The organism is Mycobacterium sp. P7213, assembly GCF_900604305.1.
Taxonomy (GTDB): Bacteria; Actinomycetota; Actinomycetes; order Mycobacteriales; family Mycobacteriaceae; genus Mycobacterium.
The window spans coordinates 43293-67034 of the sequence record NZ_UWOA01000012.1; the positions used below are offsets into that span (position 1 = coordinate 43293).

A 23742-nucleotide genomic window follows, 5' to 3' on the forward strand; every position below is an offset into this window, starting at 1 on the left:
CGACCTTCGGCGCACACCCTGCGCCGAAGCCATCACGAGCACCGAAGGAGTGTCACCATGACACTGACGCCGGAGGCCACCACAGCAGCTGTGGAGCCGACCACCCAGGAAGAGACGATCGCGTCGCTGGGCCGGTACGAATACGGTTGGGCCGACACCGATGCCGCGGGCGCCGCCGCCCAGCGCGGGCTGTCCGAAGCCGTGGTGCGCGACATCTCGGCGAAGAAGAACGAGCCGGAGTGGATGCTCGAAGCCCGCCTGCGGGCCTACCGGACCTTCATGAAGAAGCCGATGCCCAACTGGGGTTCGGATCTGTCCGGCATCGACTTCGACAACATCAAGTACTTCGTGCGGTCCACCGAAAAGCAGGCCCAGACCTGGGACGACCTGCCCGAGGACATCCGTAACACCTACGACCGGCTGGGTATCCCGGAGGCTGAGAAGCAGCGCTACATCGGTGGTGTGGCGGCCCAGTACGAGTCCGAGGTCGTCTACCACAAGATCCGCGAAGACCTGGAAGCCCAGGGCGTCGTCTTCCTTGACACCGACACCGCGCTCAAGGAACACGAGGAGCTGTTCCGCGAGTACTTCGGCACGGTGATCCCGGCGGGCGACAACAAGTTCTCCGCGCTCAACACCGCGGTGTGGAGCGGGGGATCGTTCATCTACGTGCCCAAGGGCGTGCACGTCGACATCCCGCTGCAGGCCTACTTCCGGATCAACACCGAGAACATGGGCCAGTTCGAGCGGACGCTGATGATCATCGACGAAGACGCCTATGTGCACTACATCGAGGGCTGCACCGCGCCGGTCTATACCTCGGACTCGCTGCACTCCGCGGTGGTGGAGATCATCGTCAAGCCGGGCGGCCGGTGCCGCTACACCACCATCCAGAACTGGTCGGTCAACGTCTACAACCTGGTCACCAAGCGGGCCCGGGCCGAGGCCGGAGCCACCATGGAATGGGTCGACGGCAACATCGGCTCGAAGGTCACCATGAAGTACCCGGCGGTGTGGATGACCGGCGAGCACGCCAAGGGCGAGGTGCTCTCGGTGGCGTTCGCCGGCGAGGACCAGCACCAGGACACCGGTGCCAAGATGCTGCACCTGGCGCCCAACACGTCGTCGAACATCGTCTCCAAGTCGGTGTCGCGCGGCGGCGGTCGGTCCTCATACCGGGGTCTGGTGGAGATCCACAAGGGTGCGCACGGGGCGAAGTCGAGTGTGAAATGCGATGCGCTGCTGGTCGACAACGTCAGCCGCAGCGACACCTACCCCTACGTCGACATCCGTGAGGACGACGTCACCGTCGGCCACGAGGCCACCGTGTCGAAGGTCAGCGAAAACCAGCTGTTCTACCTGATGAGCCGTGGGCTGACCGAGGACGAGGCGATGGCGATGGTGGTACGCGGGTTCGTCGAGCCGATCGCCAAGGAACTGCCGATGGAATATGCGCTGGAACTCAACAAGCTGATCCAGCTGCAGATGGAAGGCTCGGTGGGCTAGGTGACTTCGACTGGTTTGACGTCGGCCCCGGCGGCCAACCTGACCGCAGCGGTCGAAGGCGGCACCAAGGGCACCGCGTTCACCTCGTTCGACGTCGAGGCATTCGAGGTGCCGCACGGTCGCGATGAGATGTGGCGGTTCACCCCGCTGCGCCGGCTGCGCGGCCTGCACGACGGCTCCGCGGTCGCCGACGCGTCCGCGGGCATCGAAGTCCGCGGTTCGGACACGGTGCGGATCGAGACGGTCGCACGCGGCGACCACCGGCTCGGTGCGGCTGGCGTGCCCGCGGACCGCATTGCGGCCCAGGCCTTCTCGGCGTTTCGTGAGGCGACGGTGGTCACCGTGCCCAAGGAAGTCAGCGTCGAGGAACCCATCGCGATCACGGTCACCGGCCCGGGGGCCGGAGCGACGGCCTACGGCCATCTGCAGGTGCGCGCTGAGGAACTGTCGCGGGCAACGGTCGTGGTCGACGTGCGGGGCGGTGGGACCTACGCCGACAACCTGGAACTCGTGGTCGGCGACGGCGCTGCGCTGACCGTGGTGTGGATCGCCGACGCCGACTCGGATCTGGTGCACGTCACCATGCATCACGCGGCGCTGGGCAAGGACGCGGTGCTGCGCCACAGCGCCGTGCAGCTGGGTGGCGAACTGGTGCGTCTGACCGGACGGGTCCGCTTCGACGGCCCGGGGGGCGACGCCGAGATGCTCGGCCTGTACTTTGCCGACGACGGCCAGCACCTCGAATCGCGGCTGCTGGTCGACCACGCTCAGCCCAACTGCCGGTCGAACGTGCTGTACAAGGGTGCGCTGCAAGGCGACCCGGATTCGGCCCTGCCGGACGCCCGCACCGTCTGGGTCGGCGACGTGCTGATCCGCGCGACCGGCGTCGGCACCGACACTTTCGAGGTGAACCGCAACCTGGTCCTGGCCGACGGCGCCCGGGCCGACTCGATCCCTAACCTCGAAATCGAGACCGGGGAGATCGTGCAGGCCGGACACGCCAGTGCGACTGGACGATTCGATGACCTGCAGTTGTTCTACCTACAGGCGCGCGGCATCCCGGAAGAGCAGGCCCGACGCCTGATCGTGCGCGGCTTCTTCGGCGAGATCATCGGCAAGATCCCCGTTCCGGCTGTGCAGGAACGCCTCACCGAGGCCGTCGAGCGTGAACTCGCGGTCACCGAGAACCAATAACCCCGAACTCATCATCTAAGGACACGCATCAGCAATGAGCACACTGGAAATCAAGGACCTGCATGTGAGTGTGTCGCCTGCCGGCACCGGCGACGACGGCACGGCCGACATCCCGATTCTGCACGGCGTCGACCTCACGGTGAACTCCGGTGAGACGCACGCCTTGATGGGCCCCAACGGGTCGGGCAAGTCCACCCTGTCGTACGCGATTGCCGGGCACCCCAAGTACACCGTCACGTCCGGGTCGATCACCCTCGACGGCGAAGACGTGCTGGCGATGAGCATCGATGAGCGTGCGCGTGCGGGACTGTTCCTGGCCATGCAATACCCGGTCGAGGTGCCGGGGGTGTCGATGTCGAACTTCCTGCGCACCGCGGTGACCGCCGTGCGCGGCGAGGCGCCGAAGCTGCGGGCCTGGATCAAGGAGCAGCGCGCGGCCTTCACCGAATTGGGCATCGACTCCGCGTTCGCCGAGCGCAACGTCAACGAGGGCTTCTCCGGTGGTGAGAAGAAGCGCCACGAGATCCTGCAGCTGAGCCTGCTCAAGCCGAAGATCGCGGTCCTCGACGAGACCGACTCCGGCCTGGACGTCGACGCGCTGCGGGTGGTCAGCGAAGGGGTGAATCGCTACCAGGAGGCGGAGAACGGTGGCGTGCTGGTGATCACGCACTACACCCGCATCCTGCGCTACATCCAGCCGCAGTTCGTGCACGTCTTCGCCGGCGGCCGGATCGTCGAGTCGGGTGGGCCGGAGCTGGCCGACGAGCTGGAGGAGAACGGCTACGAGCGCTTCACCGCCGAGGCGGCAGTGGCGGAGGCGTAGGACATGACACTTTCGGTCAGTCGTCCGGCGGTGCCGGACCTCGATGCGATTCGGGCGGATTTCCCGATCCTGAACCGTGTCATGCGCGGCGGAAGCCGGCTGGCCTACCTGGACTCCGGGGCCACCTCGCAGCGTCCGCTGCCGGTGCTCGACGCCGAGCGGGAGTTCCTGCTGAACTCCAACGGTGCGGTGCACCGCGGGGCGCACCAGCTCATGGAGGAGGCCACCGACGCCTACGAGGACGGCCGGTCTGCGATCGCGCGCTTCGTCGGCGCCCACCCGGATGAGCTGGTGTTCACCAAGAACGCCACCGAGTCGCTGAACCTGGTGTCCTATGTGCTCGGCGACGACCGCTTCGAGTCGGCCGTCGGCCCCGGCGATGTCATCGTCACCACCGAATTGGAGCACCACGCCAACCTGATTCCGTGGCAGGAGCTGGCGCGGCGTACCGGTGCGACCCTGCAGTGGTACGCGGTGACGCCCGATGGGCGCATCGACCTGGACTCGCTGGAACTCGACGAGCGGGTCAAAGTCGTTGCGTTCACTCATCACTCCAACGTGACCGGTGCACTGGCCCCGGTCGCCGAGCTGGTGTCGCGGGCCCGCGCGGTGGGTGCATTCACCGTGCTGGACGCCTGCCAGTCCGTTCCGCACCAGCCGGTCGACTTCCACGCGCTGGGGGTGGACTTCGCGGCGTTCTCCGGGCACAAGATGCTGGGGCCCAACGGGATCGGGGTGCTCTACGGCCGGCGGGAGCTGTTGGCGACGCTGCCGCCATTCCTCACCGGCGGATCGATGATCGAGACCGTCACGATGGCTTCGAGCACCTACGCGCCGGCGCCGCAACGTTTTGAGGCCGGTACGCCGATGACCTCGCAGGTCGTCGGGCTGGCTGCGGCCGCTCGCTACCTGGACGCGATCGGGATGGAGGTGGTGGCCGCCCACGAAGGTGAGCTGGTGGCCGCCGCGCTCGAGGGCCTCGCCGGCATTCCCGGGGTGCATATCGTCGGGCCGACCACGACGGTCGACCGCGGCTCGCCGGTGTCGTTCGTGATCGACGGGGTGCACGCGCACGATGTCGGGCAGGTACTCGACGACGACGGTGTCGCGGTCAGGGTGGGCCACCACTGTGCCATGCCGTTGCACCGCAAATTCAATGTGGCGGCCACCGCGCGCGCCTCATTCGCGGTGTACAACACCCACGAGGAGGTGGAGCGCCTGCTGGCGGGTGTGCGCCGAGCCGTGGAATTCTTTGGGGGAGTGTGAGACTTGCGTCTTGAGCAGTTCTATCAAGAGGTGATCCTCGATCACTACAAGCATCCGCAGCATCGCGGCCTGCGGGAGCCCTACGGCGCGCAGGTGTATCACGTCAATCCCACCTGCGGTGACGAACTGACCCTGCGGGTGGCGCTGTCGGCCGACGGTACGCAGATCGCCGATGTCTCCTATGACGGGCAGGGTTGCTCGATCTCGCAGGCAGCCACCTCGGTGCTGGCCACCCAGGTGATCGGCTTGACGGTGGAGCAGGCGTGCGCGACATTCGATGCGTTCCACGAAATGGTGTCGTCGCGCGGCAGCGTGGAAGGCGACGAGGAGGTGCTCGGCGACGGTATCGCGTTCGCCGGAGTGGCCAAGTACCCGGCGCGAGTCAAGTGCGCGTTGCTCGGCTGGATGGCGTTCAAAGATGCTTTGGCACAGGCACTCGCGAAGACATCGGAACAAACGCTGGCATCAGTCAGTGGCACAACCCAGGAGATGAATCGATGAGCGAATTGGGACCGGACGAGCTGCTCGCCGAAGTCGAGGAATCGATGCACGACGTCATCGACCCCGAGATCGGCATCAACGTGATGGACCTGGGCCTGGTGTATGACCTGTCGATCCGGCAGGACGAGGACGGGGCGGCCGCGGTCGTCACCATGACCCTCACCTCGCCGGCCTGCCCGCTGCAGGACATGATCGCCGAACAGGTCGAGAACGCCACGGTGGGTGCCGGCCTGGTCAAGAAGGTCGACCTGTCCTGGGTCTGGGAGCCGGCCTGGGGACCGGACAAGATCACCGACGAGGGCCGCGAGATGATGCGCGCAGTCGGTTTCACGGTCTGACCGTGCCGGCATCCGAGTTCTGGCTGTGCCGGACCTGCGGTGTCGAACACGATGCGACGCCGCAGGTGTGTGCGATCTGCGAGGACGACCGGCAATGGGTGCCGCAGGACGGCCAGCACTGGGCCACGTTGGACGGCTTGGTCGCCGAGGGCATGCAGTCCTACGCCTTTGAGCTAGAACCCGGATTGATCGGGATCGGCAGTAACCCGCCCCTGGGTATCGGTCAACTGGGCAAGCTGGTGTGCACGCCCAGCGGCAACATCCTCTGGGATCCTTCGGGATTCATCGATGAGGCCGGGGTCGCTGCGGCGCTCGAGCAGGGCCCGGTGCTCGGTGTGGTAGCCAGTCACCCGCACATGTTCGGCGCCCAGGTGGAATGGGGCCGGCGACTCGGCGGGGTACCGGTGTACGTCAACGCCGCGGACAAAGAATGGGTGATGCGTCCGGATCCGGCGATCCGATACTGGTCCGGGCGGTTGGAGATCGCACCCGGATTGACCCTGATTCAAGTCGGCGGGCACTTTCCGGGCAGCTCCGTCGCCTGCTGGGACGCCGGTGCCGACGGTCGCGGAGTGCTGCTGGTCGGCGACACCGTATTCCCGAACCCGGACCGGCGCACCGTGGCCTTCTTGCGCAGCTACCCGAACCGGATACCGCTGTCGGCCGCTGTCGCCCAGCGGATGGCCGAGACGATGGAACAGTTGCGCTTCGACCGCATTTACGGCCTGCACACCAACACCATCGACACCGATGCGGTGGCCGCGGTCCGGTTCTCGGCGGACCGCCACGCAGCCTGGGCCCGCGGCGACCACGACGACCTCACCTAGCGCGGGACCGGTCAACGTGTCATGTGTCCCGGCCGGCGGCCCGGGAGGCGGGCGCTGCCATACTCGTCGCGTGACTGCGACCGAAAACGAGCGGACACGGTGACGACAAGCAGACGACGGTTTATGGCCGGGATGGCTGCCGCCGCGGCCGGCACAGCCGTCGGTGGGCTCGCCGGGTGCGGATCACGAGGGCCGGGGGCCGACACGATCTTCGTCGGTGGCCCGGTGGTGACAGTGGCACCCGGCGCCCCGGAAGCCGAAGCACTCGCCGTCACCGGCGGACGGATCAGCCAGGTCGGCGCAGCCGACGACGTGCTGCGACTGCGTGGGTCGGACACCACCGTCATCGACCTGCGCGGCCGGGCGCTGCTACCGGCGTTCGTGGAGCCGCATGGGCATCCCTTCGAAATGGGCTCCACCCTGGCCCCACCGGCCATCGACGTGCGGCCCTTCACCGTCCCCACCGCCAACGGGGTATTCGCCAAGCTGGCCGAGGCCGTGGCAGACACCCCCAAGGGCCAGCCGATTCTGCTCAACGGGGTGGATCCGCTGCTGCAGACCGGGCTACAGCCCTTCACCCGGGCCGAACTGTCCCGGCTCGCCCCGAACAACCCCGTGGTGATCATCTCCAACAGCGGCCACGCCGCCTACGGCAACACCGCCGCGTTCACCGCGGCCGGCATCACCAAAACCACCCCCAACCCGGCCGGAGCGCAGTACCTCCACGGACCCGACGGACAGCTGACCGGCGAGGTGCGTGAGGCGGCGGCGGTGATGGCGTTGATCGCGCCGTTCTCCGGGGCGATCATGGCCAACGCCGGGGATAACCTGCGCTGGGCCTACGCGCAACTCGCGCGCGCGGGAATCGCCACGGCCACCGAGCATTCCTATGACGCACGTGCCCAGTCTGAGGTGTTCGGCAAGCTCGCCCAGCAGGCCGACTGCGCGGTGCGGGTGCGGGCCTATGAGATCGGCACCGCAGATCTGGCTGCGGATTCGAAGAATGTTCGCGGCAAGCGAGCCCGCGCCGACGTCCTGTTCGACAAGATCGGGATGAAGATGTGGGCGGACGGTTCGCCCTGGCAGGGCAACATCTTCACCACCTTCCCGTATCTGACCAACGGCACCACCGCGAACATGGGGCTGGGACCCGACCACCGCGGCAGGATGAACTACTCGCCCGAGCAGATCCAGGAACTGACCAAAGCCTTCGTCGATCAGCATTGGCAGGTCTCCTGCCACGTCCACGGCGATGCCGCGATCGACGTGGTGCTGGACGCCTTCGAACAGGCGCGCACACCGCCGGCGCTACGACCCCGGCTCGAACACGTCGGGGCCATGCGACCCGATCAGTTCGCGCGGGCCGCCAAGCTGGGAATCACCCCCAGCCTGTTCATCGAACACCTCTATTTCTGGGGAGATGTGTTGGTGGACAAGTTGTTCGGCCCCGATCACGGCTCGCACTGGATGTCGGCGCGTTCCGCTGTCGACGCCGGCCTGCGGCTGTCGTTCCACAATGACGGCACCGTCACCCCGCCCAATCCGATCGGCAACATCGCCACCGCGGTGAACCGGATCGCCAAGGGCAGCGGCCGGGTGCTGGCCCCCGAGCAGCGCATCGGCGTCGATGCGGCGATCAGGGCGCAGACCCTCAACGCCGCCTGGCAACTGCGGCTGGACACCGAGATCGGCAGCCTGGAACCCGGCAAGTACGCCGACCTCGTGGTGCTGTCGCACAACCCTCGCCGGATTCCGCCGGAAGACCTGCGCGACGTGGCTGTGGAGGCCACTTATCTGATGGGTCGGCAGACCTACGGGAAGGTGCTGGGGTAGGGGTTGGCGAGCGGGCGCCTGGGGCCCGCTACGCGGGCCGCTCGAGGCAATCGCCGTTGGCCGCCCACACGGTGACCCGGCGTGCCTGCAGCACACCGTCGCCGTCGGTGGTCCCGCCGGCGGCGACACACTTTCCGGGGCTGATCGACGGCGCGCTGACGGCGACCATCCGGCGGAAGCGGGTGCTGTCGTTGAGCGTGACGGTGGTCGGGCCGGACGGGCCGCTGACGGTCAGGGTGTCGCCGGAGACCGACTCGACCACACCGCGTACGCCATGGTACGGCTTCGCCGGCGCCGGAGCGTCGGCCGCGGCGGCGGGCCGCTGCGGGCACTGGCCGTCGACCGTGGTGCTGATCGCCACGAACTTCGCGGTGATGGCGCCGTCGTCGGCCGGGGCGCTGTCGCGACCGGCACCGGCCTTGATGCAGGTGCCGGCGGTGATCTCGCCGCGCTGGGCGGGCACCGATTCGAAAATCCGGGTGTCATCGGCCAACGAAACGGTGGTGGTGCCGGCCGAGCGGGCCACCTCGAAGGTGTCGCCGGACACCGAGGAGACCGAACCCATCACGTGGTCGCCCTGGGCGTGCGCCAATGCCGGGACGAACATCCCGGCCGCGAACAGTGCGGTCACTCCGGTCAGGGCGCGGATCGTGTGGGTGGGTGTGCTCGGGCGGGGGGACATCGGCAGTCTCCGTTCGTTGATATCGGCGACGGTGGATACCGCCGACCGGTGCTACCACCGTCGATGGTCGAGTTAGCGGGCAGCTAGCTCTGAGCTGTGAGCCCGCTGTGTAGACCACTCGGCACCTGCGCGACGGCCGCCGGGAACACCGGGAGGCGTCCGGGCGTTACCCCAATCATGGCAACCCAAGACCTCACCGCAGCGAAGTTCGAAGAAACCATCGCCGACAACGACATCGTGCTCGTCGACTTCTGGGCGTCCTGGTGTGGACCGTGTCGATCGTTCGCGCCGACGTTCGCGGCTGTCTCCGAGAAGCACCCCGACGTGGTGTTCGCCAAGGTCGATACCGAAGCCGAGCAGCAGCTGGCCGCTGCCGCCCAGATCCGCTCCATTCCCACCCTGATGGCGTTCAAGAAGGGCACCCTGGTGTTCAACCAGGCCGGCGCCCTACCCGCTGCGGCGTTGGAGAACCTGGTCCAGCAGGTCAAGGACCTCGACGTCGAGGCCGCCCTGGCCGAGCAGGCCGCTGCCGGCAAGCCCGAGCAGGTCTGAGTGCGCGCACGCGATAGCGTGCATCCGTGTCTTCCGAATCCGAATTCGTCCTGGTCGAGCGCCCACGCCCGCACGTCGCCCTGATCACGCTGAACCGCCCGGAGCGGATGAACTCCATGGCGTTCGACGTCATGGTTCCGCTACGCGACGTGCTGGCAGAAGTCAGCTACGACAACTCGGTGCGGGTGGTGGTGCTGACCGGGGCGGGCCGCGGGTTCTCCTCGGGCGCTGACCACAAGTCCGCGGGTTCGGTGCCCAATGTGGCCGGCCTGACCCGGCCCACATTCGGGCTGCGCTCGATGGAACTCCTCGACGACATCATCCTGGGCCTACGGCGCCTGCACCAGCCGGTGATCGCCGCGGTCAACGGGGCGGCCATCGGGGGCGGGCTGTGCCTGGCGCTGGCGGCCGACATCCGGGTCGCCGCGTCGGGCGCCTACTTTCGGGCGGCCGGCATCAACAACGGGTTGACCGCCAGTGAGCTGGGCCTGAGTTACTTGTTGCCCCGAGCGATCGGGGCGTCGCGGGCGTTCGAGATCATGCTCACCGGCCGCGACGTCGACGCCGCCGAGGCCGAGCGAATCGGCCTGGTCTCGCGCGTGGTGGAGCAGCCGGACCTGCTGGACACCTGCTACGACATGGCCGAGCGGATCGCCGGCTTCTCCCGGCCGGGGGCCGAATTGACCAAGCGGACGCTCTGGAGCGGACTCGACGCCGGTAGTCTGGAGGGGCACATGCAGGCCGAGGGGCTCGGACAGCTCTACGTGCGCCTGCTGACCAGCAACTTCGAGGAAGCCGTCGCTGCGCGCGCCGAGAAGCGCCCGCCTGCCTTCACTGACGATAAGTAGCAATAACCACGACAGGAGTACGCGCGCGTGATTACCGCAACGGGCCTGGAGGTCCGCGCCGGAGCGCGCACCCTGCTCGACTCGGTGGACTCGGTGCTGCGGGTGCAACCCGGCGACCGGATCGGTCTGGTCGGCCGTAACGGCGCCGGCAAGACGACGACGCTGCGCATCCTGGCCGGTGAAGGTGAGCCCTACGCCGGCACCATCACCCGCACCGGCGAGGTGGGCTACCTGCCGCAGGACCCTAGGGAAGGCAACCTCGACGTCCTGGCGCGCGACCGGGTGCTGTCAGCCCGAGGCCTGGACGCCATCCTGGCCGACCTGGAGAAGCAGCAGGTACGGATGGCCGAGGTCGTCGACGAGACCGAGCGCGACCGTGCCATCCGCCGCTACGGCCAGCTCGAAGAGCGCTTCTCCGCCCTGGGCGGCTACGCCGCCGAGAGCGAGGCGGGCCGGATCTGCACCAGCCTGGGCCTGCCCGACCGGGTGCTGACCCAGCCGCTGCGCACTCTGTCCGGCGGACAGCGCCGCCGCGTGGAACTGGCCCGGATCCTGTTCGCCGCCTCAGAAGCGGGAGCGGGCGGCTCGAACCAGACCACCCTGCTGCTCGACGAACCGACCAACCACCTCGACGCGGACTCCATCGGCTGGCTGCGGGACTTCCTGAAGAACCACAGCGGGGGACTGGTCCTGATCAGCCACGACGTGGACCTGTTGGCCGACGTGGTCAACCGGGTGTGGTTCCTCGATGCGGTGCGCGGCGAGGCCGACGTCTACAACATGGGCTGGCAGAAGTACCTCGACGCCCGAGCCACCGATGAGCAGCGTCGCCGCCGGGAGCGGGCCAACGCCGAACGCAAGGTCGCCGCGCTGCGCAACCAGGCCGCGAAGCTGGGCGCCAAAGCCACCAAAGCCGTTGCCGCGCAGAACATGTTGCGTCGCGCCGACCGGATGCTGGCGGCGCTGGATGAGGAACGGGTCGCCGACAAGGTCGCCCGGATCAAGTTCCCCACCCCGTCGGCCTGCGGGAAAACCCCATTGATGGCATCTGGGCTGACCAAGGTCTACGGCTCGCTGGAGATCTTCACCGGTGTCGACCTGGCCATCGACCGGGGCTCGCGCGTTGTCGTGCTGGGCCTCAATGGGGCCGGCAAGACCACCCTGCTGCGACTGCTCGCCGGCGTCGAAACCCCCGACGCGGGTCAGTTGGAGCCCGGATACGGCTGCAAGATCGGCTACTTCGCCCAGGAGCACGACACCATCGACAACGCCGCGACGGTGTGGGAGAACATTTTGCACGCGGCCCCCGACACCTCCGAGCAGGATCTGCGGGGACTGCTGGGCGCGTTCATGTTCACCGGGCCGCAGCTGGAGCAACCGGCCGGCACGCTGTCCGGCGGTGAGAAGACCCGACTGGCGCTGGCCGGTCTGGTGGCATCCACCGCGAACGTGCTGCTGCTCGACGAGCCGACCAACAACCTCGACCCGGCGTCACGTGAGCAGGTACTCGACGCGCTGCGCAGCTATGCCGGTGCGGTGGTGCTGGTCACCCACGACCCGGGCGCGGCCGAGGCGCTCGACCCGCAGCGGGTGGTGTTGCTGCCCGATGGCACCGAGGATCACTGGTCGGCGGACTACCGGGATCTGATCGAGCTCGCCTGATTCCCTCAAAGTCGCCCGGTGGCGGCACCGTCTTCTTACGCTGAACCCGTTGGGCCGGCGAGGGGATGGTGGGACGTGGCGACAACGACGAAACCGAACAAGCAACGCGATCGTCAACTGGTCGAGTTGCGGAGCGCCTACGAGGGCGGGGCGAGCATCCGGACCCTGGCGGCCTCGACCGGCCGATCGTACGGATCCGTGCACAGCATGCTGCGCGAGTCGGGTGTGGCGATGCGCAGCCGCGGTGGGCCCAACCACCGCACCCGATCTCGCTAGCCACTGCGCAGCCGCGCGGCCGACCGCGAGCGCGGCGAAGCCGGGCGTAGCGGGTCGGCGTCACTGCGCAGCGAAATCAGCTCTGCCGCACCGAATCCTCGACCAGGTCGAGGACCGCTGACAGTCGCTGTGGATCTTCGCCCGAGGCCAGTCGCGCGACCAGGCCGTCGAGTACCAGATCCAGATAGCAGTGCAACACGTCGCCGGGGACGTCGTCGCGCACCCGGCCGGCTTGCTTCTGTCGATGCAGCCGATCCGTTGCGGCAGCAGCCAATTCGGCCGATCGCTCCGCCCAGCCCTGGCTGAACTCCGGGTCGTGACGCAGTTTGCGGGCGATCTCCAGTCGGGTGGCCAGCCAGTCGAACTGCTCCGGCGCCGCGAGCATGTCCCGCATCACGCCGATCAGGCCCTCGCGCGAGGCCAGATCAGCCATCCGCTGCGCGTCCTCGCGCGCCAACTCGAAGAACAGTGTGTCCTTATCGCGGAAGTGATGGAAGATCGCCCCGCGCGACAGCCCGATCATCTGCTCCAGTCGTCGTACCGTCGCCTGGTCGTAGCCGTAGGCGGCGAAGCAGCGCCGCGCGCCATCGAGGATCTGGCGGCGCCGGGCCGCCAGATGATCCTCGCTGACCCTGGGCATCGAGTGATCGCCGTCTACGCGGTCTGAGCCGACTTCAACATGTTGCGCAGCACGTACTGCAAGATGCCGCCGTTGCGGTAGTAGTCGGCCTCACCGGGGGTGTCGATGCGCACCACCGCGTCGAATTCGACCTTGTCACCATTCTCCTTGGTGGCGGTGACCTTGACCGTCTTCGGCGTCTTGCCGGCGTTGAGTTCTTCGATGCCGACGATGTCGAAGGTCTCGGTGCCGTCCAGGCCCAGTGACTGGGCGCTCTCACCGACCGGGAACTGCAGCGGGATCACGCCCATACCGATCAGGTTCGAACGGTGGATGCGCTCGAAGGACTCGGTGATGACGGCCTTCACACCCAGCAGCGTGGTGCCCTTGGCCGCCCAGTCACGCGACGAGCCGGAGCCGTACTCCTTGCCGCCGAGCACCACCAGCGGAATGCCGGCCTTCTGGTAGTTCACGCAGGCGTTGTAGATGAACTCCTTCGGGCCGCCCTCCTGGGTGAAGTCGCGGGTGTAGCCGCCCTGGGTGCCCTCCAGCCCGATGGTGTCGAGCACCCGGTTCTGCAGCCGGATGTTGGCGAAGGTGCCGCGGACCATGACCTCGTGGTTGCCGCGACGGCTGCCCAGCGAGTTGTAGTCCTTGCGCGCCACGCCGTGGGAATCCAGGTAGTCCGCAGCCGGGGTGCCGGGCTTGATCGGGCCGGCCGGGCTGATGTGGTCGGTGGTCACCGAGTCGCCCAGCAGGGCCATCACCCGGGCGCCCTTGATGTCGGAGACCGGCTCGGGCTCGAGCCCCATACCGTCGAAGTACGGCGCCTTGCGCACGTAGGTCGACGCGTCGTCCCAGGCGAAGGTGTCGCCGTCCGGGGTGGGCAGGTTGCGCCAGTTCTCGTCGCCCTTGAACACGTCGGCGTAGGACTTGCGGAACATGTCCTGGTTGATCGCGGACTTGATGGTGTCGTCGATCTCCTGGGCCGACGGCCAGATGTCGCGCAGGAAGACGTCGTTGCCGTCCGAGTCCTTGCCCAGGGAATCGGTCTCGAAGTCGAAGTCCATGGTGCCGGCCAGGGCGTAGGCGATCACCAGCGGCGGCGAAGCCAGGTAGTTCATCTTGACGTCGGGGGAGATGCGGCCCTCGAAGTTGCGGTTACCCGACAGCACCGCGGTGACGGTCAGGTCTTCCTCGTTGACCGCCTTGGAGATCTCCTCGGGCAGCGGGCCGGTGTTACCGATACAGGTGGTGCAGCCGTAACCGCCGAGGTAGAAGCCGAGCTTCTCCAGGTAGGGCCACAGGCCGGCCTTCTCGTAGTAGTCGGTCACGACCTGGCTGCCCGGCGCCATGTTGGTCTTCACCCACGGCTTGGACGACAGGCCCTTCTCGACGGCGTTGCGGGCCAGCAGGGCCGCACCGATCATCACCGAGGGGTTGGAGGTGTTGGTGCACGAGGTGATACCCGCGACCGCGACGGCGCCGTGGTCGAGGATGAACTCGCCGCGCTCGCCCTTGACCCGCACCGGCTTGCTCGGCCGGCCCTCGGCGCCGTTGGCGGCGGACTGCACGTCCACGGCACCGTCGTCGGCGAAGGACAGCGAGACCGGGTCGGAGGCCGGGAAGGATTCCTCGATGGCTTCGTCGAGCTTGGTCTCCGGCGTCGGGTGCTGCTCTTCGACGTAGTTGTGGATGTCTTTGCGGAAAGCGACCTTGCTCTCCGACAACAGGATTCGGTCCTGCGGACGCTTCGGGCCGGCGATCGACGGGACCACGGTGGACAGGTCCAGCTCCAGGTACTCGGAGAAGGCCGGCTCGCGATCGGGGTTGTGCCACATGCCCTGGGCCTTGGCGTAGGCCTCGACCAGCGCGAGCTGCTCGTCGGTGCGGCCGGTCAGCCGCAGGTAGTTGATGGTCTCGGCGTCGATCGGGAAGATCGCGCAGGTCGAGCCGAATTCGGGGCTCATGTTGCCCAGGGTGGCGCGGTTGGCCAGCGGCACCTCAGCGACGCCCTTGCCGTAGAACTCGACGAACTTGCCGACCACCCCGTGCTTACGCAGCATGTCGGTGACGGTGAGCACCACGTCGGTGGCGGTGACGCCCGGCTGGATCTCGCCGGTCAGCTTGAAGCCGACGACGCGGGGGATCAGCATCGACACCGGCTGGCCCAGCATGGCGGCCTCGGCCTCGATGCCGCCGACGCCCCAGCCCAGCACGCCCAGGCCGTTCTGCATGGTCGTGTGGCTGTCGGTGCCGACACAGGTGTCGGGGTAGGCCTTCCCGTCACGGACCATCACGGTGCGGGCCAGGTACTCGATGTTGACCTGATGCACGATCCCGGTGCCCGGCGGGACGACCTTGAAGTCATCGAAAGCGCCTTGGCCCCAACGCAGGAACTGGTAGCGCTCGGCGTTGCGCTGGTACTCCAGCTCGACATTGCGCTCGAAGGCGTCGGCGGTGCCGAAGACGTCGAGGATCACGGAGTGGTCGATGACCATCTCGGCGGGCGAGAGCGGGTTGACCTTGTTGGGGTCGCCGCCCAGGGCGGTTACGGCTTCACGCATGGTGGCCAGGTCGACGACGCAGGGCACACCGGTGAAGTCCTGCATGATCACCCGGGCCGGGGTGAACTGGATCTCGATGCTCGGCTCGGCGGCCGGGTCCCAATTGGCGATCGCGTTGATGTGATCTTTGGTGATGTTGGCGCCGTCCTCGGTGCGCAGCAGGTTCTCGGCCAGCACCTTGAGGCTGTAGGGGAGTTTCTCGGTGCCGGGGACGGCATCGAGGCGGTAGATCTCATAGTCCTTCTCACCCACGGTCAGGGTGGCGCGGGCTCCGAACGAATTCACCGAATCTTTGCTGGTCACTTCAACTCCCCGAGATCGAGTTCTCATCCATCGACGGGTCCGCGCCGACGGGCGACACAACCCTAACAGTACGATTGTCCTGTATAAAGTAAGGTTGGCCTCACCTGGGCGGCGGCTTGGTGTTTCGGGCGCGTTCGGCGGTGATGGCCCGAGCGCGGTTCTGAGCCCGGGTCCGGGTGCGGGTGGGCATCATCAGGGTGTGCCCGGGTGCGCGGGCGGTGCCGGTCGCGGCGAGTGGTAGCGCGCCGGTGGAGGCGCACAGCGACGGGAACAGCAAGCGGCTGCCGGGGTAGGTGGTGTAGGTAGCCCCGGTGGGGCTGGTCCATTCGATAGACCCGCCAGGGCGCTGCCGATCTCGCCAATGGTGAAAAGTTTTCAGCAAGTGATGTTTTCGGCACAAACAGCGCAAATTGGTCGGGTGAGTCGGCCCGGCAGGGTAGGCGATGGCGTGGTCGATATCGCAGGCCTGCGCCGGGCGGTCGCAACCGGGAAACCGGCACGTCATATCGCGTGCCCGCACGAATTCATCCAGGGCGGTCGAGGGTCGATAGCCCGGCTCCGGTGGGCTCTCGGGGCCCGGGTGGCGGATGGTGCGCACGATCGCGCCGCGGGCGAGGAGTTCGGCCACCAGCGGTGCCGGCAGCGCCGGGCCGCCGAGTACCAATGCTGGCGGGGTCTTCGGCGGCGGATCCGGGTCGGGGCCGCGTGCCGGGGCGAACAGATCGTCGGGGCGATCGGGAGGGGTTGGTGACTCCTCGCCGTTGCGGTGGGCGTCGGTGGGGCTTTGCACGGTCTCGGCGTGGGCGACGACGTGGATGACCGTCCGGCCCGGCGCCGGTGTGCGTGAGTCATCCGCGCCGGTGTCTGCCGAGGTCTGGGCGGGGCAGGATTGGTTGCCGCAGGCACACGCCAGCGTCTGCGACCCGGCGGCCAGGGCGCCGAGGGCGTCGGCGCGGCGTTGGGCGATGGTGCGTGGGTCGTCGTCGCAGACTCCATGGGCCATCGCCATCAGGCGGCGGTCGAGGGCCTCAGCGTCGTGGGCGTAGAGCCGACCCCACAGCGGGGTGGTGCCGTGGCCGGTGCTGCGTTTGTCGATGACCAGATCACGCGAGCGGGCCAGGATCCGGCCCCGGCGCAGCGCGGCGCTGTCGTGGGTTTCGATGATCGCGTCGATGGCCTGGGCGGTCTTGTCCTGCGACAGTGGCCCGTAGTGCAGTGCGTCGGCGGCCAGGGTGGTGTCGACCAGCGCCAGCACCGCCGGGTTGACGATCAAGGTGGTGTGCCAGGAGATCGTGGCTGCCAGCGCGGCGGTGATGCGCCCGGCGGCCAGCAGTGCGGCGACTTTGGGCAGCCGGTTGCGCAGCGCCACGGCGAGGTACATCTGCCCGGAAGCCTTGCCGTGGCTGATGGCGCAGCCGGCGCTGACCTCGGCGGCCACCCCATCCCAGTCGTCACACGCCCAGCGGGACCGGCCGTCCCGGTCGTCGGGATCGTTGGAGCAGCGTCGGGCGGTCAGCTCCGCGATCGCGGCCAGTCGCCGGGAAGCGGCCATCGCTTCAGCTCGAGCCCACCGGCTGACCTCCGCGGCCAGCGTGGCCTCGTCGGCGACGGCCAGATCCGGCTGGTCTGCCAGATCGCACGACATCGGCGGTTCGAACATATTTTCGATAGTAATAGGGGGGTCCGACAAGTGTGATCACTGTCGATGACCACGGCTGACTGAGTGACGGTCCTCGCCCAGCGATAGCGCCCGTCGTCGGCCCCGGGAAGGAACAGCCGGATGGGGGCGATAGCGAAGTACCGGTTGTCTCACGCCTTCTCCGAGTCGGCCGCCAATGTCGGTAGCCCCCGGTATGTTTCTTCACAGGCATGAGCACGCTGGTCGGAAAGGGTTTCTGTTGGGCCGTCCCGTTGAACGCCGCTAGGTGATCCCAATGGACATCTTCCGCGTACACAAAGATCTGATCGACGACTACCGGCTGTTCACGACCAGCGCCATCGAGCCGCGTGACCCGCGGGTCAGCCAGCACGTCCAAGACGAGCTGGCCAGGCAGGCGCAGTGGCCTGAGCCGTGGCTGTCACTGAACCCGATGTTTGCCTCGGGCGGCTCGATCGACGCCCTGGTCGCTGAGGGTTTGCTTCACCCCGAATGTGAAGAGATATTCCGCCCTAAACGCCACATTGCGGATGTCGGCACCGCGCCGATCACCCTGCACCGTCATCAACGTGAGGCGATTGAAACCGCCCGATCCGGCAACAGCTATGTGCTGACCACCGGCACCGGGTCGGGCAAGTCGCTGGCAGTACTTCTTCAAGGATCTCGTCGAGCACGGTTCCATCGCCAGCCTCTACGACTTCGAAAATGCAAAACCGCTCTTCGAAGGCGTGCATCGCAGTTTCAAGTTTTGTCTGCTCACCCTGGTCGGGCGGGACGCCCGCGAAGCGGAGGCCGATTTCGCGTTCTTCGCCCATGACCCCACCGACCTGCAACGCCCCAATGTTCGTTTCACGCTCAGCCCCGACGAGATCCCCCTGCTCAACCCCAACACCGGCACCTGCCCGGTGTTCCGCAGCCGCCGCGACGCCGAGATCACCCTCGGCATCTACCGCCGGGTGCCCATCCTCATCCGCGAAGGCGATCCCGACGGAAACCCGTGGGGCATCAAGTTCATACGGATGTTTGATATGTCCAACGACTCGGGGCTGTTCCACACGCGCGAGGAGTTGGAAGCCGAGGGGTGGGTGCTGCGCGGAAACGTGTTCGAGCGGGGCGAGGAGCGGATGTTGCCGCTGTACGAGGCGAAGATGATCCACCACTACGACCATCGTTGGGCCACCTACGAGCGCGACGGCACCGTCCGCGACGTCACGCTGGCAGAGAAGCAGGACCCGAACTTCGTTGTCATGCCGAGGTATTGGGTGGACAAGCGGGAAGTTGATGCCAAGCTTGAGGGGCGCTGGGATCGTGACTGGCTGCTGGGGTGGCGAGACATTTGCAGAAGCACTGATGAACGGACAATGATCTGCTCGATTCTGCCGTTGACCGCCACGCCGGACGGCACTCTTCTGATGCTCCCCTCCTATGATCCAAGACCCCTCGTGGCGTGTCTTTCCAGCTTCGCCTACGATTTCGCAACGCGGCAGAAGGTAGGTGGTACCCACCTCAAGTACTTCACCGTCTATCAGACACCGGTTCCGTGGCCTAGCACCCTGACGGCGGATACTCCGTGGTCGGCAGGTGAGGTCACCGATAAGTGGCTGGCATGGCGGGTCGATTGGCTAAGGTCCGACGGCTGGGGATCGACTGAGTTCCGATCTGCGCTGCGCGCTGAACTCGACGCCGCGTTCTTCCGCCTCTACGGCATCGAACGCGACGACGTCGACTACATCATGGAGACGTTCCCGATCGTCAAACGCAAGGACATCGCCGAGCACGGCGAATTCCGCACCAAGAAAATGATCCTGGAGGTCTACGACGCGATGGCCGAAGCTGAGCGCACCGGAGTTCCGTACACGTCGCCGCTGGACAATCCGAGCACGAAGAGCAAAGTAGGTGCGCGATGAACGCGGTAGGGACGTTCGCCAGTGGAGCCGCCGTCGCGGTCGAAGCCGTCGGCCGGCGCATCATCGATTCGGGTCTGGGCAAAGACGACTCGCTGCTGACGCCCGGTCAACCGATCTGGACGGTGGCGAACCTGGACGAGCTGACCCGCGACTATGTGGACCGGCCCAACGCCGGTCCCGGCGGCTTTTTCGAAAAGCTGCAGCTTCAGTTGGCCGACTCGTCGCCGGCCGCCGTGCAGTTGTTCGCCGAACTGCTGATCCTCAATACGCTTCCCATTGAGAACTTGGGCGGGGCGCTGAAGGTCAAACAGGTCGAGAGCGTGCTGAGAATGAGCGGCGACCCGGTGGCACTGCCGGAGGATGTCGAAGCTGCCCTCGCGGGCGGTGGCGTGTTCCACGGAGGGCAAGCCTTCACCACTTACCGTTGGGCGCAGATTGTCTACCTCATTGAGGTTGCTCGCCACTTCAAGTCGCTGCCCGGGCAGCGGCAGGTCGATGCACTGGGCGATCCGCTGATCTTCCGCGAGGAGGTCAATGCCGTACCCACCGGTCAGGCGGCACAACGCCAATCGCTTCTGTACCTGGCTTTCCCCCACTTCTATTTGCCGGTCGTCAATGTCGAGCACCGAAAGCTGCTGCGCAACAGCTTCGCCGATACATACCTGGCGAGCCCGACCGGGGACCTCGACGCCGATATCGCGCAAATTTACGAGGCCATCACCGAAGCGGAGGGCGGGCATGTCGACCTTTACGCCAAACCGTGGATCGACCGCTGGCTGAAGAAACCCGAGCCGCCCGTCCAGCACGCCTGGAAAGTGCACGGTGCAGGTGTCAAAGGCCAAGACATGGTGCCGATCTGGCGGCGCAAGAGCACCGTCTCGTTGGCCGCCAGCCTGCTGCGCTCGGTCACGCCCGGCATCGGCCGCGACGAACTGAAAGCGATCGTCGACGAGGACTACGGATCCTCGGGCTACGCTCAGCGCCAGGAGAAGCTCGACGAGTTCGGGGCGTTCCTCAACCGCATGCACCCCCAGGACGTCGTCGTCACCGTCAGCCAGGGCCGAGTGTACTTCGGGGTTATCACCGGGGATGCCGAGTACGTCAACAGCAGCGATGGACGTTCCAACCTGCGTCGTCCGGTCAAGTGGTACGACAACTCGCTGCTCCTGGCCGAGCTGCCCGATGAGGTCGCCGCCCGACTGGGTGCTCAGGGCGAGGTGCTCGATCTGAGTCAGCACCTCGAGACCCTGGTCGCGTTGGCCGAGCGTCGACAGCCCCCGGCCGGCGCGGCCGCGATGCACCTGCCGGACGCCACGGCCGAACTGGCCGAACGACTTTACGTGCCACGGTGGTGGTTGCAGGAATGTGTTGAGCTGTTGCGGGACCGCCCGCAGCTGATCTTCTACGGCCCACCGGGCACCGGTAAGACCTACATCGCCCAGGAACTTGCCCGCCATCTGGCCACCGAACCCAATGTCAAGATCGTCCAGTTCCACCCCGCTTACTCCTACGAGGACTTTTTTGAGGGCTACCGGCCCACCGGTCAGAGCGGAGGGCAGGTCGGGTTCGCGCTCAAACCCGGGCCGCTGCGATCCCTGGTGGACCGGGCCAACGAGAATCCGACCGCGGTCTACGTCTTGATCATCGACGAGATCAACCGGGGCAACCTCGCCAAGATCTTCGGCGAGCTGTACTTCCTGCTGGAGTACCGCGACAAGGCGATCGACCTGCTGTACTCCTCCGATGACACCGAACCGTTCACGCTGCCGAAAAACATCGTCATCCTGGGCACGATGAACACCGCCGACCGCTCCATCGCCCTGGTCGATGCGGCGATGCGGCGCCGATTCGCCTTCCTGGCCCTGCACCCCTCGGAGGAACCCACCAGCGGCATCCTGCGCAAATGGCTGGCCGACAACGGCCACCCGAGCGAGGCCGCTGATCTGCTCGACGAGCTCAATGCCCGCATCGATGACGCCGACTTCAAGATCGGGCCGTCGTACTTCATGCGGCGGGCGATCTACGACGGTGACGAGCGCGGGCTGGAGCGGGTGTGGCGCACCGCCATCCTGCCGCTGCTCGAAGAGCACCACTACGGCGACCGTTCGGTGGATGTGATCACCCGATACGGGTTGGCGGCGATCCAAAAGGCGGTGCAGGCCGGTGTCGACGTCGCCTACCCGCCTGCCGTCTCGACTGTGGAACACGATGACAGCGCCGTCGCCGCTGATCCTCACTGAGGGCGGCGATTCGCAGACCATCGAGCTGACCGGTGGCGAATACCGCGCATTCCAGCAACTCAGTCTGGTCACGGTGACCCCGACGCACGACCCCGGCCGCTACGAGGTCGCCGCCGGCCGCAAGGTCGGCGCGGTCACGGTAGGGGAGCGTCAGCTCATCGTCCGCCCCAAGATCGCCGACCTGAACCGACTGTTGTTCTTGATCGGATATGCCAAAGACCAACGAATCTGGCGCGATGATCAGGTCGACCTCATCAGCGCCGACGAACTGCTGCCCGGCATCGCCGAAGCCTTCAGCCGGCTTGCCTCGCGCGCCGTCGACCAGGGAGTTCTGCAGGGCTACCGCACGGTGCGCGATACCCTGCCGGTGCTGCGTGGGCGGCTGCTCGCCGCCGAGCAGATGACCCGGCTCTACGGCCTCCCGGTGCCGGTCGCGGTCGAATACGACGACTTCACCGTCGACATCGCCGAGAACCAGCTGTTGCTGGCCGCCGCGCTACGGCTGCTGAGCGTGCCGCGGATCACCGAAACGGCCAGACGCCGACTGCGGCGGCTGCGGCGAACCCTCGCCGACGTCTCAGTGCTCTCCCGCGGCGCCGCCCTGCCCCGCTGGCAGCCCACCCGGCTCAACTCCCGTTACCATTCGGCGCTGCGCTTGGCCGAGATCGTGCTTGCCGCCGAGTCTTTCGAACACCGCGCTGGGGGTCTGCGGGTGACCGGCTACATGTTCGATATGTGGCGGGTGTTCGAGGACTTCGTGACCGTCGCACTCACCGAGGCATTGACAGCGTCGGGATGGCGGTGTGAACAGCAGGCGTCACTGCACCTCGACGATGAACGCCAGACTGCGATGCGCCCCGACCTACTCTGCCGAAAGCATGGGGTCCCGGTGGCGGTCATCGACGCCAAGTACAAGGCCGAACGTTACGACGGATTCCCCAACGCCGACCTCTATCAGATGCTGGCATACTGCACCGTCCTAGGGCTGGGGCAGGGACATCTGATCTACGCCAAGGGGAATGAACCGGTGAGCGTACACACCGTGCGGCGCTCCGGCATCGTGATCCACTGCCACGCGCTTGATTTGGCGCTGCGGCCGGCTGAGCTGCTGCAGCAGATCGATGGCTTGGCTGTGCAGCTTTCGTCAACCGCAATCGAAGAAGGAGTGCAGTGACCGACCCGACCTCATTCCGTCTGGACACACTCGACCTCGCATCCGAGTTCGGCTGGGAGGTGGACCATCTCTCGCGTCTCGACGAGTTCAGCAAAGAGGGCATCACAATTCTGGTGCAGTACTCATCCGATGACACCATCACCAGCCTCACCCGAATTCGGCCGAACCGCGCCGACGAAACCCTCTCGGCAGACTCGCCCGGGAACGATGAGCGTCTGCGGGTGTGGTTGACGGGCCGAGCATCGGCGACCGCTACGTCGGGTACCGGACTGTTCCAGGGGCTGAAGATCAAATTCGACGGTCGGGACACTGATCCCTGGGCTCCGGAGGACTTCGTCAATGCTGTCGAAGATCAATCCGACCGCGCTTTCCTGCGCAGGGTTCTGGAGCTGGTGCAGCAGACCAGCCGGCTTCCGGCGAGGGGCGATTACTGCCACCTCTTCTTCGGTCAGCGCCCCCGTGGTGGGATGTTCGTCTATCCCTTCATGCGGAGGTTTCCGCCGTATAAATTCAAAGTCGATGCGGGGCAGTTGATGATTGCCGGCTGCTGGAAGAGCAACTTCAAAGGCGTCAGCGGGCATCCCGGCTTTGCGGAGTTGGCAGGGATGCTGGGTCTGAACCACACCGGTTCTGCGCCCTGGATCCCGGTCTCGGGTCTCGACCCCGACAAGCTGTGGGAGGTCGGCGAAAGGGTTTCACGTGCGATCAACCCTTGATGCCGGTACCGCGCGCAATCCCTTTTGTGGGAGTGCCTCAGCCGCCTAGCGCACTTTGCGGTTTCCTTCTCCGTTCTGGCGTCTCAATAGGTCTGAAAGTCTTGGGTTTCGCGCGTTCCATGACGTGGCGCGATGCGCGCCGCGTCCTGCCGGACCAGGATGACGATGAGCATGCAGTGCCTGCGTACATGCCGCGGTGGCCATCGCATGCATCACGTGTGTGATACGCCGTTTGGCGCCCTGCCTCAGCC

Annotated in this window: 21 protein-coding genes; 17 read left to right on the forward strand and 4 right to left on the reverse strand. The window is 66.7% G+C overall.

The genetic code is table 11. From position 1 onward, the window contains the following. Positions 1-57: 57 nt before the first annotated feature. The 8 genes from sufB (at position 58) to EJK91_RS06365 (ending at position 8288) form a co-directional block, all read left to right on the forward strand. Positions 58-1506 (forward strand): Fe-S cluster assembly protein SufB, encoded by a 1449-nt coding sequence (gene sufB / locus EJK91_RS06330; RefSeq protein WP_125078514.1) that lies wholly within the window; start codon positions 58-60, stop codon positions 1504-1506. Continuing rightward, on the forward strand, positions 1507-2700 hold the full coding sequence (gene sufD, locus EJK91_RS06335) for a Fe-S cluster assembly protein SufD (protein WP_125078515.1): 1194 nt from the start codon (positions 1507-1509) through the stop codon (positions 2698-2700). Between the two features lie 34 nt (positions 2701-2734). Next, positions 2735-3523: a Fe-S cluster assembly ATPase SufC gene (gene sufC / locus EJK91_RS06340; RefSeq protein WP_125078516.1), complete on the forward strand. Its 789-nt coding sequence runs from the start codon at positions 2735-2737 to the stop codon at positions 3521-3523. Between the two features lie 3 nt (positions 3524-3526). Further along, positions 3527-4789, forward strand: coding sequence for a cysteine desulfurase (locus EJK91_RS06345; protein WP_024443389.1), 1263 nt, complete (start codon positions 3527-3529; stop codon positions 4787-4789). 3 nt (positions 4790-4792) lie between these two features. Next, positions 4793-5290 (forward strand): Fe-S cluster assembly sulfur transfer protein SufU, encoded by a 498-nt coding sequence (gene sufU, locus EJK91_RS06350; protein ID WP_024443390.1) that lies wholly within the window; start codon positions 4793-4795, stop codon positions 5288-5290. Continuing rightward, on the forward strand, positions 5287-5628 hold the full coding sequence (locus tag EJK91_RS06355; RefSeq protein WP_024443391.1) for a metal-sulfur cluster assembly factor: 342 nt from the start codon (positions 5287-5289) through the stop codon (positions 5626-5628). The genes sufU and EJK91_RS06355 overlap by 4 nt, the downstream gene beginning before the upstream one ends. A gap of 2 nt (positions 5629-5630) precedes the next feature. Then, positions 5631-6455, forward strand: a complete 825-nt coding sequence (locus tag EJK91_RS06360) for an MBL fold metallo-hydrolase (protein ID WP_125078517.1) — start codon at positions 5631-5633, stop codon at positions 6453-6455. Between the two features lie 99 nt (positions 6456-6554). Beyond that, positions 6555-8288 (forward strand): amidohydrolase, encoded by a 1734-nt coding sequence (locus tag EJK91_RS06365; protein ID WP_164517896.1) that lies wholly within the window; start codon positions 6555-6557, stop codon positions 8286-8288. Between the two features lie 28 nt (positions 8289-8316). On the opposite strand, the gene EJK91_RS06370 is transcribed toward EJK91_RS06365, so the two are convergent. Then, positions 8317-8970 carry a DUF5666 domain-containing protein gene (locus EJK91_RS06370; protein ID WP_125078518.1) on the reverse strand — a complete coding sequence of 218 codons (654 nt, stop codon included), beginning with the start codon at positions 8968-8970 and terminating at the stop codon, positions 8317-8319. A 177-nt stretch (positions 8971-9147) separates the two neighbouring features. Here EJK91_RS06370 and trxA point away from each other — a divergent pair, with 177 nt between their 5' ends. The 4 genes from trxA (at position 9148) to EJK91_RS06390 (ending at position 12308) form a co-directional block, all read left to right on the forward strand. After that, positions 9148-9522, forward strand: coding sequence for a thioredoxin (trxA, locus tag EJK91_RS06375; protein WP_024443395.1), 375 nt, complete (start codon positions 9148-9150; stop codon positions 9520-9522). Between the two features lie 26 nt (positions 9523-9548). After that, positions 9549-10370 (forward strand): enoyl-CoA hydratase, encoded by an 822-nt coding sequence (locus EJK91_RS06380; RefSeq protein WP_125078519.1) that lies wholly within the window; start codon positions 9549-9551, stop codon positions 10368-10370. Positions 10371-10397: 27 nt separating this feature from the next. Further along, a complete protein-coding gene (locus EJK91_RS06385) occupies positions 10398-12032 on the forward strand; it encodes an ABC-F family ATP-binding cassette domain-containing protein (protein WP_125078520.1) in 1635 nt (544 codons plus the stop codon). A 75-nt stretch (positions 12033-12107) separates the two neighbouring features. Next, complete coding sequence (locus EJK91_RS06390; RefSeq protein WP_024443398.1) at positions 12108-12308, forward strand: helix-turn-helix domain-containing protein; 201 nt, start codon at positions 12108-12110, stop codon at positions 12306-12308. A 76-nt stretch (positions 12309-12384) separates the two neighbouring features. Here EJK91_RS06390 and EJK91_RS06395 read toward each other — a convergent pair whose 3' ends face one another. The 3 genes from EJK91_RS06395 to EJK91_RS06405 form a co-directional block, all read right to left on the reverse strand. Continuing rightward, positions 12385-12948, reverse strand: a complete 564-nt coding sequence (locus tag EJK91_RS06395; RefSeq protein ID WP_046301042.1) for a TetR/AcrR family transcriptional regulator — start codon at positions 12946-12948, stop codon at positions 12385-12387. Between the two features lie 14 nt (positions 12949-12962). Next, positions 12963-15797 (reverse strand): aconitate hydratase AcnA, encoded by a 2835-nt coding sequence (gene acnA / locus EJK91_RS06400; protein ID WP_164517897.1) that lies wholly within the window; start codon positions 15795-15797, stop codon positions 12963-12965. Between the two features lie 100 nt (positions 15798-15897). Then, complete coding sequence (locus tag EJK91_RS06405; RefSeq protein ID WP_125078521.1) at positions 15898-17457, reverse strand: HNH endonuclease signature motif containing protein; 1560 nt, start codon at positions 17455-17457, stop codon at positions 15898-15900. Between the two features lie 274 nt (positions 17458-17731). On the opposite strand from EJK91_RS06405, the gene EJK91_RS06410 reads away from it, so the two are divergent. From EJK91_RS06410 to EJK91_RS22305, 5 genes are read left to right on the forward strand one after another with little or no spacing between them, the layout of a single operon-like run. Next, positions 17732-18271 (forward strand): hypothetical protein, encoded by a 540-nt coding sequence (locus tag EJK91_RS06410; RefSeq protein ID WP_241178634.1) that lies wholly within the window; start codon positions 17732-17734, stop codon positions 18269-18271. Then, positions 18183-19361, forward strand: coding sequence for a hypothetical protein (locus EJK91_RS06415; protein WP_125078522.1), 1179 nt, complete (start codon positions 18183-18185; stop codon positions 19359-19361). Before EJK91_RS06410 ends, EJK91_RS06415 begins: the two co-directional genes overlap by 89 nt. Continuing rightward, positions 19358-21601: an McrB family protein gene (locus EJK91_RS06420; protein ID WP_125078523.1), complete on the forward strand. Its 2244-nt coding sequence runs from the start codon at positions 19358-19360 to the stop codon at positions 21599-21601. Before EJK91_RS06415 ends, EJK91_RS06420 begins: the two co-directional genes overlap by 4 nt. Beyond that, the gene (locus EJK91_RS06425; protein ID WP_125078524.1) at positions 21570-22775 is read left to right on the forward strand and encodes an McrC family protein; all 1206 of its coding nucleotides are present in this window, start codon (positions 21570-21572) and stop codon (positions 22773-22775) included. Before EJK91_RS06420 ends, EJK91_RS06425 begins: the two co-directional genes overlap by 32 nt. Further along, positions 22772-23491: a hypothetical protein gene (locus EJK91_RS22305; RefSeq protein ID WP_241178635.1), complete on the forward strand. Its 720-nt coding sequence runs from the start codon at positions 22772-22774 to the stop codon at positions 23489-23491. Before EJK91_RS06425 ends, EJK91_RS22305 begins: the two co-directional genes overlap by 4 nt. Positions 23492-23742 lie beyond the last annotated feature (251 nt).

What these genes read in the sequence shown, in the direction of transcription:
- EJK91_RS06345 (WP_024443389.1), top strand. Translation starts at nt 3,527, where the DNA reads ATGACACTTTCGGTCAGTCGTCCGGCGGTGCCGGACCTCGATGCGATT.
- sufB (WP_125078514.1), top strand. Translation starts at nt 58, where the DNA reads ATGACACTGACGCCGGAGGCCACCACAGCAGCTGTGGAGCCGACCACC.
- EJK91_RS06420 (WP_125078523.1), top strand. Translation starts at nt 19,358, where the DNA reads ATGAACGCGGTAGGGACGTTCGCCAGTGGAGCCGCCGTCGCGGTCGAA.
- EJK91_RS06425 (WP_125078524.1), top strand. Translation starts at nt 21,570, where the DNA reads ATGACAGCGCCGTCGCCGCTGATCCTCACTGAGGGCGGCGATTCGCAG.
- EJK91_RS06370 (WP_125078518.1), bottom strand. Translation starts at nt 8,970, where the DNA reads ATGTCCCCCCGCCCGAGCACACCCACCCACACGATCCGCGCCCTGACC.
- trxA (WP_024443395.1), top strand. Translation starts at nt 9,148, where the DNA reads ATGGCAACCCAAGACCTCACCGCAGCGAAGTTCGAAGAAACCATCGCC.
- sufC (WP_125078516.1), top strand. Translation starts at nt 2,735, where the DNA reads ATGAGCACACTGGAAATCAAGGACCTGCATGTGAGTGTGTCGCCTGCC.
- EJK91_RS06405 (WP_125078521.1), bottom strand. Translation starts at nt 17,457, where the DNA reads ATGTTCGAACCGCCGATGTCGTGCGATCTGGCAGACCAGCCGGATCTG.
- EJK91_RS06355 (WP_024443391.1), top strand. Translation starts at nt 5,287, where the DNA reads ATGAGCGAATTGGGACCGGACGAGCTGCTCGCCGAAGTCGAGGAATCG.
- EJK91_RS06395 (WP_046301042.1), bottom strand. Translation starts at nt 12,948, where the DNA reads ATGCCCAGGGTCAGCGAGGATCATCTGGCGGCCCGGCGCCGCCAGATC.
- EJK91_RS06410 (WP_241178634.1), top strand. Translation starts at nt 17,732, where the DNA reads ATGGACATCTTCCGCGTACACAAAGATCTGATCGACGACTACCGGCTG.